Origin of the sequence: Halopseudomonas formosensis, from assembly GCF_900115905.1 — a bacterium.
In the GTDB taxonomy this organism is placed as follows: Bacteria; Pseudomonadota; Gammaproteobacteria; order Pseudomonadales; family Pseudomonadaceae; genus Halopseudomonas; species Halopseudomonas formosensis.
Genome location: NZ_FOYD01000005.1, coordinates 183021 through 196458, shown reverse-complemented (window position 1 = coordinate 196458; position 13438 = coordinate 183021). Strand labels below are relative to the sequence as shown.

Here is a 13438-nt window from a genome sequence, read left to right as displayed (position 1 = left end):
TTCCCCGGGAAAGCAAGTTACTCTCACTGGCGCTGCAGGTAGAAGAAGAAATCGGTGGGTTTGCCCTTGATGTCGCCGAGCCCGATCACCAGGTCGTCATTGACCCGGCGGAAGTAGTCCATGATCGGCTGGTTGTCGTAGATCAGCGCCGCCGAGACCTTGCCGTCGAACTCCACCATGCGCATCTGCGCCCCGCCCAGCCGGTCGTAGGTGACCACCTCGCCGGCGGCGTTGGTCACCAGCAGGGGTTCGACATCGGTAAGGGAAGTGAAACGCTTGCCATACCAGTTGATCGGGTCGGGTTCCTGACCGCCATCGAACTTGCCGCCTTTCCAGGTACCTATCATGAAGTCGGTATCCACCGGCTCCAGCTGACGGTACAGCGGCATCAGGGTGTCCGCCGAATAGGCATCACCGCTGGCAATCATGTCCAGCCACTGCTGCTGCAGATCGTCGGCCGATGCGGCGGTGCTGAAGAGGGCACCCAATCCCAGTGCGGCCAGTGTTGTTGTTATCGCTCGCATGTCGTTCCTCTCTCGGAGTGCGTCATACGAAGGGTCGATCAGCCCGTACACAGCTCCCAGCATGCATCCCGCGCTGCCCTGATGTCGTCTTCGTGCAGACTGATGTGGCCATCGCGCTCGGCCCGGATCAGATTGACGAAGGCGCCCCAGACCAGGGTCATCAGCACCTCGGCGCGGATGTCCTTGCGGAACACGCCGCGCTTCTGCAGCGCGCGGTACTGGCCCACGATGGGGCTCAGCGCCTCGCGCTCGACTGCCCGGCTCTGTTCATCGAGGTAGGGCCGGTGGTCCTGCAGTTCGAGAAAGCGGTAGATATCCGGCTCCTCCCGGGTGTAGCGGACCATGCGCTGCCACAGCTCGTCGAACACCTCCCGGGGCTGTCGATGCAGGTCCAGATCGGCATACAGACGTCGGTTGACCAGTACCTTGAGTTCGCGGAACAGCTCGTTGACCAGCAACTCCTTGCTCGCGAAATACCGGTAGATGGTACCGGTGCCGACCCCGGCCTGCTCGGCTACCAGGGGCATGGGTATTCCGTTGACCCCGCCTTCGGCGAACAGCTCGAGGGCGGCACGGAGTATGGCGCTGCGCTTGTCCCTGACCCGTGGCCGGTTACCCTCGGCGGAGGCGGATTGCGGGGAGTTGGCGGTAGGGGAATGATTGTTCATTGCCGCATTCTAGCCGCTGTGACCCTTCGTTTAACAGGTTTATGAAACATCATTGAATGAACGTTCATTCATTTTTCAGCATAGCGGCAAGTGGGCGGCTTGCCAAGGGTTGGGGGGAAAAGTGCAATGAAATACGGCACCCCGAGGGGGGCCGCGAGTTCAGGCCGGTGTGCGCCGGCGGCTGGTCTCTTCCGGTGGCGGCAGCTGACTGCGCTTGTCGGCGCGCCGGAAGATGAACCACATCAGCAGGGTAAACACGGACACGGCGAACAGGATGACACTGGCGATGGCGTTGATCTCGGGCTTCACGCCCAGACGCACCGCCGAGAAGATCTCCATCGGCAGGGTGGTCGAGCCGGGCCCGGAGACAAAGCTGGCCAGTACCAGGTCATCCAGCGACAGGGTAAAGGACAGCAGCCAGCCCGCCACGATCGAGGGCGCTATCATGGGCACGGTGATCAGCAGGAAAGTCTTCCACGGCGGGGCACCCAGATCCATCGCCGCCTCTTCGATGGACTGATCCAGCTCGCCCAGGCGGCTGCTGACAACGATCGCCACATAGGCCACCGAGAAGGTGGTGTGGGCAATCCAGATGGTCAGCATGCCGCGGTCGAAGGTAACGCCGAGGAAGAACTCCAGTACCTGGGCCAGCGCCACGAACAGCAGCAGCAGCGACAGGCCGGTGATCACCTCGGGCATCACCAGCGGCGCGGTGACCATCCCCGAGAACAGGGTGCGACCGCGGAACTGCTGGATGCGGGTCATGGCAAAGGCCGCCAGGGTGCCCAGCGCCACCGCCGCGGTGGCGGTGTAGAAGGCGATCTGCAGACTGCGTTTGACCGCATTCATCAGCTGGGTGTTGTCCAGCAGACCCAGATACCAGTGGATCGACCAGCCACCCCATACCGTCACCAGCCGCGAGGCATTGAAGGAGTAGATGACCAGGATGACCATCGGCAGGTAGATGAACAGCAGGCCCAGCCACAGGACGACGCTGGAGAAATCGGGACGTCTCATCACTTCTTCTCCATCTCGCGAGCCTGGTTGTAGTGGAACAGCGTGATGGGGATCAGCAGTATGGCCAGCATCACGATTGCCAGCGCCGAGGCCACCGGCCAGTCGCGGTTGTTGAAGAACTCCTGCCACAGCACCTTGCCGATCATCAGGGTTTCCGGGCCGCCGAGCAGTTCGGGCACGACGAACTCGCCGACAACGGGAATGAACACCAGCATGGAGCCGGCGACGATACCGGCACGCGACAGTGGTACCGTCACTTTCCAGAACGCCTTGATGCGGCCGGCGCCGAGATCCTGCGCCGCTTCCAGCAGGGTCGGATCATGCTTGACCAGGTTGGCGTACAGCGGCAGCACCATGAAGGGCAGGTAGGCGTAGACCAGGCCGATATAGACCGCGGTATTGGTGTTGAGAATCTGCAGCGGCGTGCTGATCAGTCCGAGTGACATCAGCGTCGAGTTGAGCAGGCCGTTGGCGCTGAGAATGCCCATCCAGGCGTAGACGCGGATGAGGATCGCCGTCCAGGTCGGCATCATGATCAGCAGCAGATAGATCAGCTGGCGGTCCCGCGGCGCACGGGCGATGGCGTAGGCCATGGGGTAGCCCAGCAGCAGGCACACCAGGGTGGTGATCAGGGCGATCTTCAGCGACCCGAGGTAGGCAGCGTAGTAGAGGCTGTCCTGGGTCAGGAAGATGTAGTTGCCCATGTTCAGCACTATGGTCAGTGCCTGGTTGCTGTACTCGAACAGCCGCTCGTAGGGCGGGATGGCAATGGCCGCCTGGGAGAAGCTGATCTTCAGGACGATGACGAAGGGCAACAGGAAGAACAGGAACATCCACAGGTAGGGGATGCTGATGACCAGTGTCTTGCCGTTGGGCAGGGGCAGGCGTCTTCTCATGTCGGCAGTACCACGCCCCCGTCGTCATCCCAGCTGATGTAGACCTGATCTTCCCAGGTCGGGCGGGGCAGACGACGTTCCGAGTTGGCGAAGAAGGCCTGGACTATCTTGCCGCTGTCCAGCTTGATGTAATACATCGAATGGCCGCCCAGGTAGGCGATGTCGTGCACCACGCCGTGGGCCCAGTTGTATTCCTGTTCCGGCTGTTCGGTGGTGACGAAGACCTTTTCGGGGCGCAGGGCGTAGATGGCGCTCTTGTCCTCGGCGCGGGTAGAGACCCCGTGGCCGATGTAGATATGCCGACCCAGCTGCGGGCACTCGATGATCACGTGGTCTTCCATGTCGGTGATGATCTGGCCCTCGAAGATGTTCACGCTGCCGACGAACTCGGCGACGTGGCGGTTGACCGGGCTCTCGTAGATGTCCATCGGCGTGCCGACCTGGACGATCCAGCCCTGGTCCATGATGGCGATGCGCTGGGCCATGGTCATGGCCTCTTCCTGGTCGTGGGTGACCATGATGCAGGTCACGCCGACCCGCTCGATGATCTCCACCAGCTCCAGCTGCATCTGCGAGCGCAGCTTCTTGTCCAGGGCGCCCATGGGCTCGTCGAGCAGCAGCAGCTTGGGCCGCTTGGCCAGGGAGCGGGCCAGGGCCACGCGCTGCCGCTGGCCACCGGACAGCTGGTGCGGCTTGCGCTTGGCAAACTTGCTCATGTGCACCAGCTTGAGCATCTCGGCAACGCGCTCGGTGATTTCCTGCTTGCTGAGCTTGTCCTGTTTCAGTCCGAAAGCAATGTTCTGTTCCACCGTCATGTGCGGGAACAGGGCGTAGGACTGGAACATCATGTTGATCGGCCGCTTGTGCGGCGGCAGGTCGGTAATGTTCTGCCCATCCAGCAGGACCCGACCCTCGGTGGGTTTCTCGAAACCGGCGAGGATCCGCAGCAGGGTGGACTTACCCGAGCCGGACCCGCCGAGCAGGGCAAAGATCTCGCCCCGGTTGATGGTGAGGGTGACGTCATCCACGGCGACCGCATCATCAAACTGCTTGCTGACGCGCTCGATCTTGACGAACTCCACCTGCTCCTTCTTGGCCATGGCCTGCTTCATGGCCCCTGCTGCACCCACCATAATTCACTCCCCAGCAAAAGAGGGGCTGCAGTGCAGCCCCCGGTAAGGTTCAACGGCCCGACTTGATCCTGTTCCAGGCGCGGGTGATGATCCGTTGAGATGCCAGCGGGCGGGGTTTGGCCACATACAGCTTGGCCATGACCTCGTCGGTGGGGTAGATCGCCGGGTCGTTCAGCACCTCGGGGTCAACAAACTCGTTGGCCGCCAGGTTGGGGTTGGCATAGGCCACGTAGTCGGTGATCGGGGCCACGACTTCCGGACGCAGGATGTAGTTGATGAAGGCGTGGGCGTTGTCCGGGTTCGGCGCATCCTTGGGGATGGCCATCATGTCAAACCACAGGGCGGTACCTTCCTTGGGAATGGTGTAGCCGATGTTCACGCCGTTCTCGGCTTCCTCGGCGCGGGCAGCGGCCTGGAAGATGTCGCCGGAGTAACCTGCGGCCACGCAGATCTCGCCGTTGGCCAGGTCGGAGATGTAGCGCGAGGAGTGGAAGTAGGCCACGTGGCCGCGCACGCTCATCAGCAGTTCCTCGGCCTTCTTCAGGTCATCGGCATCGTTGCTGTTGGGGTCCAGGCCCAGATAGCGCAGGGCCGAGGTCAGCATCTCGTCACCGGAGTCGAGCATGGTGATACCGCAGCTGGCCAGTTTGGCGGCAATCTCCGGATTGAACATCAGGTCCCAGGAGTCCAGCGGGGCGTCATCGCCGAGGATCGCCTTGACCTTGTCGATGTTGTAGCCGATGCCGTTGGTGCCCCACATGTAGGGAATGGAGTACTGGCTGCCCGGATCGATACTCTCCATGTCGTCCATCAGGTCCGGGTTGAGGTTCTTCATGTTCGGCAGCTTGCTGTGATCCAGCCGCTGATAGACGCCTGCCTCGATCTGCTTGGTCAGGTAGTGGTTGGACGGCACCACGATGTCGAAGCCGGAGCGGCCGGTCAGCAGCTTGGCGTCCAGTACCTCGTTGGAATCGTAGACGTCATAGGTCACCTTGATGCCGGTTTCCTTCTCGAAATTGGCAATGGTGTCCTCGGCGATGTAGTCGGACCAGTTGTAGATTTTCAGCTCGCCCGCTGCATGGGCAGCTCCAGCGAACAGTCCGGTAACGGCCAAAGCCAGCAGAGTCTTGTGCAATGTCGGTTTCATGCGTTCTCCTTACGAACACCGTCCAGGGTGGACCGGTCAGTTCTCAATCGGGCCGATCGGACCGGCCGTTATCGGTGGATCAAACAACTTCCGGAAATATCCGGCACATCACTGGGAACCTTCCTTGCAGACGCTGGTTCGCCAGCGCCTAGTGTATTCAAGCTGTGTTCGCGCGGATAGGGGTACAGACCCCAATCAGCGCAGCTCTTCGGCGGCCATGTTCAGGGTGCGCCAGGCCTTGTCGAACAGCTCATCGATTTCCTGCGGTTGAATGACCAGCGGCGGTGACATGATCAGGGTGTCACCCACTGCTCGCATGACCAGACCGTTGCGGATGCACAGGTCGCGGCACAGGGTGCCGGCGGCGCCCTTGCCGGGAAAACGCTCGCGGGTGCGCTTGTCCCGCACCAGCTCCAGGGCGCCGAGCATGCCGACGCCGCGGACCTGACCCACCAGCGGGTGCTCGGCCAGGGCGGCGATCTTCTGCTGCAGATAGGGCGCGGCCTGTTCCCGGGCGTAGTCGACGATACCTTCCTCGCGCAGGATGCGCAGGTTCTCCAGCCCCACGGCGGCGGCGACCGGGTGGCCGGAATAGGTATAGCCGTGGAAGAATTCGCCGCCCTGATCGATCAGGCAGGAGGCGACCCTGTCGCCGACGATCACCCCGCCCATCGGCAGGTAGCCGGAGGTCATGCCCTTGGCGATGGGCATCAGGTCCGGGCGGATGCCGTAGTACTGGCTGCCGAACCATTCGCCGGTACGGCCGAAGCCGCAGATCACCTCGTCGACCACCAGCAGGATGCCGTACTGATCAACGATGCGCTGGATCTCCGGCCAGTAGGTGGCCGGGGGCACTATCACGCCGCCGGCACCCTGGATGGGTTCGGCGATAAAGGCCGCAACCCTGTCCACACCCAGTTCGAGGATCTTCTGCTCCAGCTGGCGCGCGGCCCAGAGGCCGAACTCGCCCTCGTCCATGTCGCCGCCCTCGCCGTACCAGTAGGGCTGGGGGATATGGACGATGCCGGGAATCGGCAGGTCGCCCTGCTCGTGCATGGCGCTCATGCCGCCGAGGCTGGCCCCGGCGACGGTGGAACCATGGTAGCCGTTGATGCGGCTGATCACCGTCTTGCGCTGGGGCTGACCCTGCAGGTCCCAGTAGCGGCGCACCATGCGCAGCACGGTATCGTTGGCTTCGGAGCCGGAGCCGGTGAAGAACACCCGGTTCATGTGTGCCGGCGCCTGTTCGGCGATGGCGCTGGCCAGCTCCACCGCCGGGGGATGGGTGCACTGGAAGAAGCTGTTGTAGTAGGGCAGCTCGAGCATCTGCCGATGGGCCGCGTCGGCCAGCTCGCGCCGGCCGTAGCCGATATTCACGCACCAGAGCCCGGCCATGCCGTCGAGCAGCCTGTTGCCCTCACTGTCCCACAGGTAGACGCCGGAGGCGCGTTCGATGATGCGGGTGCCGCGTCCCCCCAGGTCCCGGTGATCGGTGAAGGGGTGCAGGTGGTGGGCTGCGTCCAGCGCCTGCAGTTGGGCCGTGTTGCGTTTGCCTGCTGTCATGCTCGGTACTCCCATGATCCGCGCCCCCGGGGGCGATGCCTAGACGGTGAGCAAAAGGAACTCCCGCTCCCAGGAACTGATTACCCGCTTGTAGTTCTCGTTCTCCACCCGCTTGACCGCGATATAGCCGCGGCAGAATTTCTCGCCCAGCACCTCCTGGATATCCCGGCACTGTTCCATCCGCTCCAGCGCCGACTCGAGGGAGAAGGGCAGGCGCAGGTTGCGGCGCTCGTAGGCGCGACCCTGCACCGGGGCGGAGGGGGCGATGCGCTTGACCATTCCCAGATAGCCGCACATCAGACTGGCGGCAATGGCGATGTAGGGGTTGGCATCGGCGCCCGGCAGACGGTTCTCCAGGCGCATGTTCTGTGGCGTCGAGTCGGGTACCCGCAGTCCGGCTGTGCGGTTCTCCACGCCCCATTCGACGTTGACCGGTGCCGAGGTGTCAGGCAGGAAGCGGCGGAAGGAATTCACGTTGGGCGCGAACATCGGCAGCACTTCCGGGATATAGCGCTGCAGCCCGCCGATATGGTTGAGGAACAGCTCGCTCATGCTGCCGTCGGGATTGGAAAAGATGTTTTCGCCGGTTTTGGCATCGACGATGCTCTGGTGCAGGTGCATGGCGCTGCCCGGCTCGTTGGTGATGGGCTTGGCCATGAAGGTGGCGGTCACGTCGTGCTTGAGCGCGGCTTCGCGCATGGTGCGCTTGAATACCAGTACCTGATCGGCCAGGTGCAGCGGATCACCGTGACGGAAGTTGATCTCCATCTGCGCAGTGCCTTCCTCGTGGATCAGGGTATCCAGATCCAGTCCCTGGGCCTCGCTCCAGTCGTACATATCCTCGAACAGCGGATCGAACTCGTTGGCCGCGTCGATGGAGAAGGACTGGCGGCCGGTCTCCTGGCGCCCGGAGCGACCGATCGGCGGCTGCAGCGGCAGGTCGGGGTCGTCGTTGCGCTTGGTCAGGTAGAACTCCATCTCCGGTGCCACCAGGGGCTTCCAGCCCTTTTCGGCGTACAGCCGCAGCACCTTCTTCAGCAGATTGCGCGGTGACATCTCGATCGGCACGCCGTGCTTGTCGTAGCAGTCGTGGATGATCTGGGCGGTGGGCTCGATGGCCCAGGGCACCAGGTAGATGCCGTCATCATCGGGCTTGCAGATCATGTCGATGTCCGCCGGGTCCAGCAGGTCGTAGTAGACATCATCATCGACATAGTCGCCGGTTACCGACTGCAGCAGGATGCTCTCGGGCAGGCGCATGCCCTTTTCCGACATGAACTTGGCGGTGGGCGCGATCTTGCCGCGGGCAATACCGGTGAGGTCGCTGACCATGCACTCGACCTCGGTGATCCTGTGTTCCTTCAGAAAGGCTTCAATCTTGTTCATAAGGTCCTCTTGGGCCGGGCAGCGCGTGCCCGGCAGGCGTCACCAAACGCCTTGAATATACTCAGGTAGAACGGGTTTTCCATCACCTTCCATTCCGGGTGCCACTGCACGCCGAGGGCGAAGGTGCTCGCTGCCGACACGGAAAACGCCTCGATCAGTCCGTCGGGCGCCACGGCTTCCGGCTGCAGTCCGGGGGCCAGACGGTCCACGCCCTGATTGTGCAGGGAGTTGACCATTGCCGAGCTGCAGCCGATGGCCCGATCAAGCAGGCCTCCCGGTTCGATGCGTACCTCATGGGCTGGCCCGTACTGCACCGGCAACGGCTGACTGGTGTCCTCCCGGTGCTCGAGCAGTCCGGGCACCTCGTTCAGGCGCTGGTGCAGGGTGCCGCCGAAGGCCACGTTCATTTCCTGGAAGCCGCGGCAGATCCCCAGCAGGGGTACCCCCAGCTCCACGGCGCGGCGGATCAGCGGCAGGGTGGTGGCGTCGCGGCCGGGATCATGCTGGGTGCCGGGTGCACTGGCCGGGCCGGTGTAGTGATGGGGTTCCACGTTGGAGGGTGAGCCGGTCAGCAGCAGTCCGTCGAGCTGCTCCAGCAGGGCGTCCATGGGGATATGAGCGCCCACGGCGGGGATCAGCAGGGGGATGCCCCCGGCCCCTTGCAGGGCGCCAAGAATGTATTTCTCGCCGGCCATATGGAAAGGGTGCGGGCCAACGCTGGTGGTACAGCAGGAGATGCCGATCAACGGCTGACGGGTCTGGGACATGGTCTCGTCTGTGCGGTCACAGCTGCAGGGTCTTGTTCAATTTTTCATACAATAGCAGCAAAAAAACCCTATCACCAACTGCCGCCCCGCTGAGCCGCAGGGGGAATTCCGGAGCCGGTAAGCAGAGCCTTCGTCGGGCCAGTGCTGCCGGGCTTCCGGGCTCTATTGACTCGCCGGGGCCTTTCGGGATTTACTCTCAATCGTGAGAGTGATGGTTGATATATTTTACAAATAACAGGTGAAGAACATGCACTCCCCAGCCGATGTTCCGAGCGTCGGTAGCGAACCCGCCAAGGTGGTGAACCTTGACGCCGACGTGACCGCTCCCCATCCTCTGCATGAGCCGGAGAGCTTCCTAGCAACCTATCCCGACGTTCACTTCATCGACCTGCTGATTGCTGATATGAACGGCATCGTCCGGGGCAAGCGCATCGACCGTTCGGCGCTGACCCGTGCCTTCGAGAGGGGCATCGCACTGCCGGCATCGCTCTTCGCCCTCAATATCCAGGGCACCACAGTGGAAGAGACCGGTCTGGGGATGGAAATCGGCGATGCCGACCGCATCTGCCTGCCGATCCCCGGCACCCTGTGCCTGGAACCCTGGCAGAAGCGCCCTACCGGGCAGCTGCTGATGACCATGTACGAGCTGGATCGCAAGACCCCCTTCTTCGCCGACCCGCGCTATGTCCTGCAGCGGGTGGTCGAGCGTTTCCGCGAACTGGGCCTCAAGCCGGTCTCGGCCTTCGAGCTGGAGTTCTTCCTGATCGACCAGGAAAACATCACCGGTCGCCCGCAGCCGCCGCGCTCGCCGATTTCCGGCAAGCGGCCGGCCTCGGTTCAGGTCTACTCGATGGATGATCTGGACGAATACGCCGAGTTTCTCGAGGACGTCATCGAAGCTGCCCACGAGCAGGGCATCCCCGCTGACGCCATCGTCGCCGAATCCGCCCCCGGCCAGTTCGAGGTCAACCTTCATCACGTGGAGGACCCGGTCAAGGCCTGCGACTATGCGGTGCTGCTCAAGCGGGTGATCAAGAACGTGGCCTATGACCATGAGATGGACACCACCTTCATGGCCAAGCCCTACCACGATCAGGCCGGCAACGGCATGCATGTGCATATCAGTCTGGAGCGCGATGGGCACAACGCCTTCGCCCCGGATGAACAGGGTAATCTGTCGGACCACCTGCGCTGGGCCATCGGCGGGCTGCTGGAGGTGCTGCCCCAGTACATGGCCTTCCTCTGTCCCAACGTCAACTCCTACCGCCGGTTCAGTCCCAACTTCTATGTTCCCTGTTCTCCGACCTGGGGTATCGACAACCGCACGGTGGCGGTGCGGGTACCCGGGGGCGATGCCGAGAACATGCGGATCGAACACCGGCTGGCTGGCGCCGACGCCAACCCCTACCTGCTGATGGCAGCACTGCTGTCGGCCATCCATTACGGCATCACCAACCGCATCGAGCCGCCGCCGATGACCGAGGGCAATGCCTATGAACAGCACGAGCCATCGCTGCCTACCAACCTGCGCGACGCCCTGCGTCAGCTGGAAGGGTCGGAGATGATGAAGGACTACATCGGCGAGGAGTATCTGGACGTCTTCGTGCTGTGCAAGGAAAGCGAACTGGAGGAGTTCGAGCGCACCATCTCCGATCTGGAGTATATGTGGTATCTGCACACCGTTTGATCGGGGTGCAGCGCCCTGCGCTGCACCCGGGCGGTGTCGAGCGCCCGCTCGACACCGCCGGATCGTTTCACCCCTGAGAGTCTTTCTCCATCATGCCGCTGACCGACTCCTGGTACCGCGCCAGCACTGAAACCCCCGTCTATCCCCCGTTGCGCGGCCGGCAGCAGGCCGATGTATGCGTGATCGGCGGCGGTTATACCGGCCTGTCCGCTGCGCTGGAGCTGGCTGAAGCCGGGCGCCGGGTCATACTGCTGGAGGCAGAACAGCCGGGCTGGGGTTGTTCCGGGCGTAACGGCGGCCAGATCAATCCGGGGCTGGCCTGTGATCACGGCTTGCTCGAACAGCAGCTGGGCAGGGCCGATGCGCTGCGGGTCTGGCAGCTGTCGCTCGCGGGTGTGCGGCTTATTCAACAGCGGGCCGAGCGCTACCGGATCGATTGCGACCTGCGGTCCGGCATCCTGCTGGTGGCCAACCGGCCCCGGCAGCTTCCCGAACTGCGTGCCTGGCAACAGCAGCTCGAAGCGCTGGGCTATGACCGGCTCAGCTTCCATGACCGGGGAGAGCTGAACCAGCTGCTGCGTGCAGACTATCAGGCCGGAGTCATGGACAGCGGTGGCGGCAGCCTGCACCCGCTGAAATATGCCGCGGGACTGGCCCGGGCAGCGGCGCAGGCCGGCGTGCTGATTCACGGTCAGTCCCGGGCCGGCTCCATCGCTCAGGATGCCACCGGCGTCAGCGTCAGCACGGCCCTCGGCCAGGTGCGCGCGGATCAGTTGATCATCGGCGGCAATGCCTACAGCGCAGGGCTGCTTCCCTGGCAGCAGCGGCGTTTCCTGCCGATCGGCAGCTATATCGGCGCCACCCGACCCCTGGGTGACCTGGCTGGGCAGCTGATACCCTCACGCGCCGCGGTCTGCGACATGAACAACCTGATCGACTACTACCGGCTGACCCCGGACAACCGCCTGCTGTTCGGTGGCCGTGCGACCGCCGGCGCGGCCAGACTGACGAAACTGCGCCAGACCCTGCGCCAGCGCATGGCCGGGGTGTTTCCACAATTGGCGGACGAGGATTTCGACTATCTCTGGGGCGGGCAGGTGGCCATGACTGCCAGCCGCGCCCCGCACTTCGGCCGCCTCGGCAACCGGGTACTCTATGCTCAGGGTTATTCAGGTCAGGGCGTGGCACTGGCCGGACTGGCCGGCAGGCTGATGGCCGAAGCGGTGCTCGGGCGCAGCGAGGGCTTTGATCTGTTCGCCCGCCTGCGTCACCTGCCGGTGCCGCCGGGCACGGGAGTGCAGACGGCAATCCGGGCACTGGCGCTGGGCTGGTATGCGCTGCTTGACCGGCGCGGTTGAATACTCACAGGAGGCAGGAGCATCAACGAGCGAATGACGTCGGGCCGCAGGCCGTCCTGGTGGCAGCGCCTGCGCCATTGGCGGGAGGACCGCCAGCTGCGGCAGCTGAAGGTCAGCCCCGGGCAATGGCAGGAGGCCCTCGGCGACTGGGCGGTGTATCAGCGCTACCCGCCTGCGCAGCAGCGCCGGATCCGGGATCTGGCGTTGCGCTTGCTGCTGCGCAAGCATCTGGTGGCGGTCAATGGTGCCGAGCTGGACGACCGGCTGCGGCTGCGCATCGCCGGCATGGCGGTGGTGCCGGTGCTGGAACTGGGGCTGCACTGGTACGACCGCTGGCAAACCCTGATCCTCTACGACGGCCCCTTTGTCGCCGAGCACAGCTGGGAAGACGAATTCGGCATAGTCCACCAGGAGGTCAGTGAACGCAGCGGCGAGGCCTGGGAACGCGGTCCTGTAGTGCTGTCTCTGGAGGACGTCTGGCACTCCGGCCAGGGCGACGGCTACAACGTGGTTATTCATGAGCTGGCCCATACCCTGGACATGCGCGATGCCAGCGCGAACGGCGCACCACCGCTGCACCCGGACATGGATCCGCAGGCCTGGCAGCGGGACATGCAGGCCGCCTGGGACGACCTGGCCGAACGCACCGAAAAGAGCCTGCCACTGCCGGTGGACGACTATGCTCTGGAGGACCCCGCCGAGTTCTTCGCCGTGCTCTCGGAAACCTTCTTCGAGCGACCCGCGCCGCTGCGTGAAGCCTGGCCAGCGGTGTACGGGCATCTGACTGCGTTCTATCGCCAGGATCCCGAGGGGCAATCTGATCCGCGCGACAAGTAGATCCCCGCAGGTGCGGGGAACACGTGCCGGAACACGGCCAGGAACTGCGCACTCGCGGTTCATCCCCGCAGGTGCGGGGAACACAGCCAGCGCCGAACGTGGCGGGGCTAATAGTGCGGTTCATCCCCGCAGGTGCGGGGAACACATGTTGTCGTAGTCCTCTTGCGACATCGTGCGCGGTTCATCCCCGCAGGTGCGGGGAACACGCGTTCAGCCTGCGGGTGGAACAGGCCTACAACGGTTCATCCCCGCAGGTGCGGGGAACACTGATCGTACAGGCCCGCATACAGCAGGGCGAGCGGTTCATCCCCGCAGGTGCGGGGAACACTATCACGATGCTCATCACTCCACCTCCAGCGACGGTTCATCCCCGCAGGTGCGGGGAACACTCCTGGAACACGACAATGCGCAGGCCGCCCGACGGTTCATCCCCGCAGGTGCGGGGAACACCCGTG

11 protein-coding genes, 1 pseudogene and 1 CRISPR repeat array are annotated in these 13438 nt (G+C 63.7%); of the genes and pseudogenes, 3 read left to right on the top strand and 9 right to left on the bottom strand.

All coding sequences use genetic code 11. From position 1 onward, the window contains the following. Window positions 1–23: 23 nt before the first annotated feature. The 9 genes from BM046_RS09505 to BM046_RS09465 form a co-directional block, all read right to left on the bottom strand. Complete coding sequence (locus BM046_RS09505) at window positions 24–524, bottom strand: DUF4334 domain-containing protein (RefSeq protein ID WP_177197833.1); 501 nt, start codon at window positions 522–524, stop codon at window positions 24–26. Window positions 525–562: 38 nt separating this feature from the next. Next, the gene (locus BM046_RS09500) at window positions 563–1192 is read right to left on the bottom strand and encodes a TetR/AcrR family transcriptional regulator (protein WP_090538864.1); all 630 of its coding nucleotides are present in this window, start codon (window positions 1190–1192) and stop codon (window positions 563–565) included. Window positions 1193–1351: 159 nt separating this feature from the next. Continuing rightward, on the bottom strand, window positions 1352–2209 hold the full coding sequence (locus tag BM046_RS09495; RefSeq protein ID WP_090538863.1) for an ABC transporter permease subunit: 858 nt from the start codon (window positions 2207–2209) through the stop codon (window positions 1352–1354). Beyond that, window positions 2209–3105, bottom strand: a complete 897-nt coding sequence (locus BM046_RS09490; protein WP_090538862.1) for an ABC transporter permease subunit — start codon at window positions 3103–3105, stop codon at window positions 2209–2211. The genes BM046_RS09495 and BM046_RS09490 overlap by 1 nt, the downstream gene beginning before the upstream one ends. Further along, complete coding sequence (locus tag BM046_RS09485) at window positions 3102–4238, bottom strand: ABC transporter ATP-binding protein (protein WP_090538861.1); 1137 nt, start codon at window positions 4236–4238, stop codon at window positions 3102–3104. The genes BM046_RS09490 and BM046_RS09485 overlap by 4 nt, the downstream gene beginning before the upstream one ends. Before the next feature lie 49 nt (window positions 4239–4287). Beyond that, window positions 4288–5385 (bottom strand): polyamine ABC transporter substrate-binding protein, encoded by a 1098-nt coding sequence (locus tag BM046_RS09480; RefSeq protein WP_090538860.1) that lies wholly within the window; start codon window positions 5383–5385, stop codon window positions 4288–4290. A gap of 195 nt (window positions 5386–5580) precedes the next feature. Then, entirely contained in the window at window positions 5581–6948 is a 1368-nt protein-coding gene (locus BM046_RS09475) for an aspartate aminotransferase family protein (RefSeq protein ID WP_090538859.1), read from the bottom strand. A 39-nt stretch (window positions 6949–6987) separates the two neighbouring features. Continuing rightward, window positions 6988–8334, bottom strand: a complete 1347-nt coding sequence (locus tag BM046_RS09470) for a glutamine synthetase family protein (RefSeq protein WP_090538858.1) — start codon at window positions 8332–8334, stop codon at window positions 6988–6990. Continuing rightward, window positions 8331–9101, bottom strand: coding sequence for a gamma-glutamyl-gamma-aminobutyrate hydrolase family protein (locus tag BM046_RS09465; RefSeq protein ID WP_090538857.1), 771 nt, complete (start codon window positions 9099–9101; stop codon window positions 8331–8333). Before BM046_RS09465 ends, BM046_RS09470 begins: the two co-directional genes overlap by 4 nt. Before the next feature lie 247 nt (window positions 9102–9348). On the opposite strand from BM046_RS09465, the gene BM046_RS09460 reads away from it, so the two are divergent. The 3 genes and pseudogenes from BM046_RS09460 to BM046_RS16605 all read left to right on the top strand — a co-directional run. Beyond that, window positions 9349–10788 carry a glutamine synthetase family protein gene (locus tag BM046_RS09460; protein ID WP_090538856.1) on the top strand — a complete coding sequence of 480 codons (1440 nt, stop codon included), beginning with the start codon at window positions 9349–9351 and terminating at the stop codon, window positions 10786–10788. A gap of 92 nt (window positions 10789–10880) precedes the next feature. Further along, a complete protein-coding gene (locus BM046_RS09455) occupies window positions 10881–12146 on the top strand; it encodes an NAD(P)/FAD-dependent oxidoreductase (RefSeq protein ID WP_090538855.1) in 1266 nt (421 codons plus the stop codon). 33 nt (window positions 12147–12179) lie between these two features. Continuing rightward, window positions 12180–12932 (top strand): annotated as a pseudogene (locus BM046_RS16605) (M90 family metallopeptidase); the annotation flags it as partial. 45 nt (window positions 12933–12977) lie between these two features. Further along, a CRISPR array of direct repeats spans window positions 12978–13434; the repeat unit is 30 nt; unit sequence CGGTTCATCCCCGCAGGTGCGGGGAACACT. Window positions 13435–13438 lie beyond the last annotated feature (4 nt).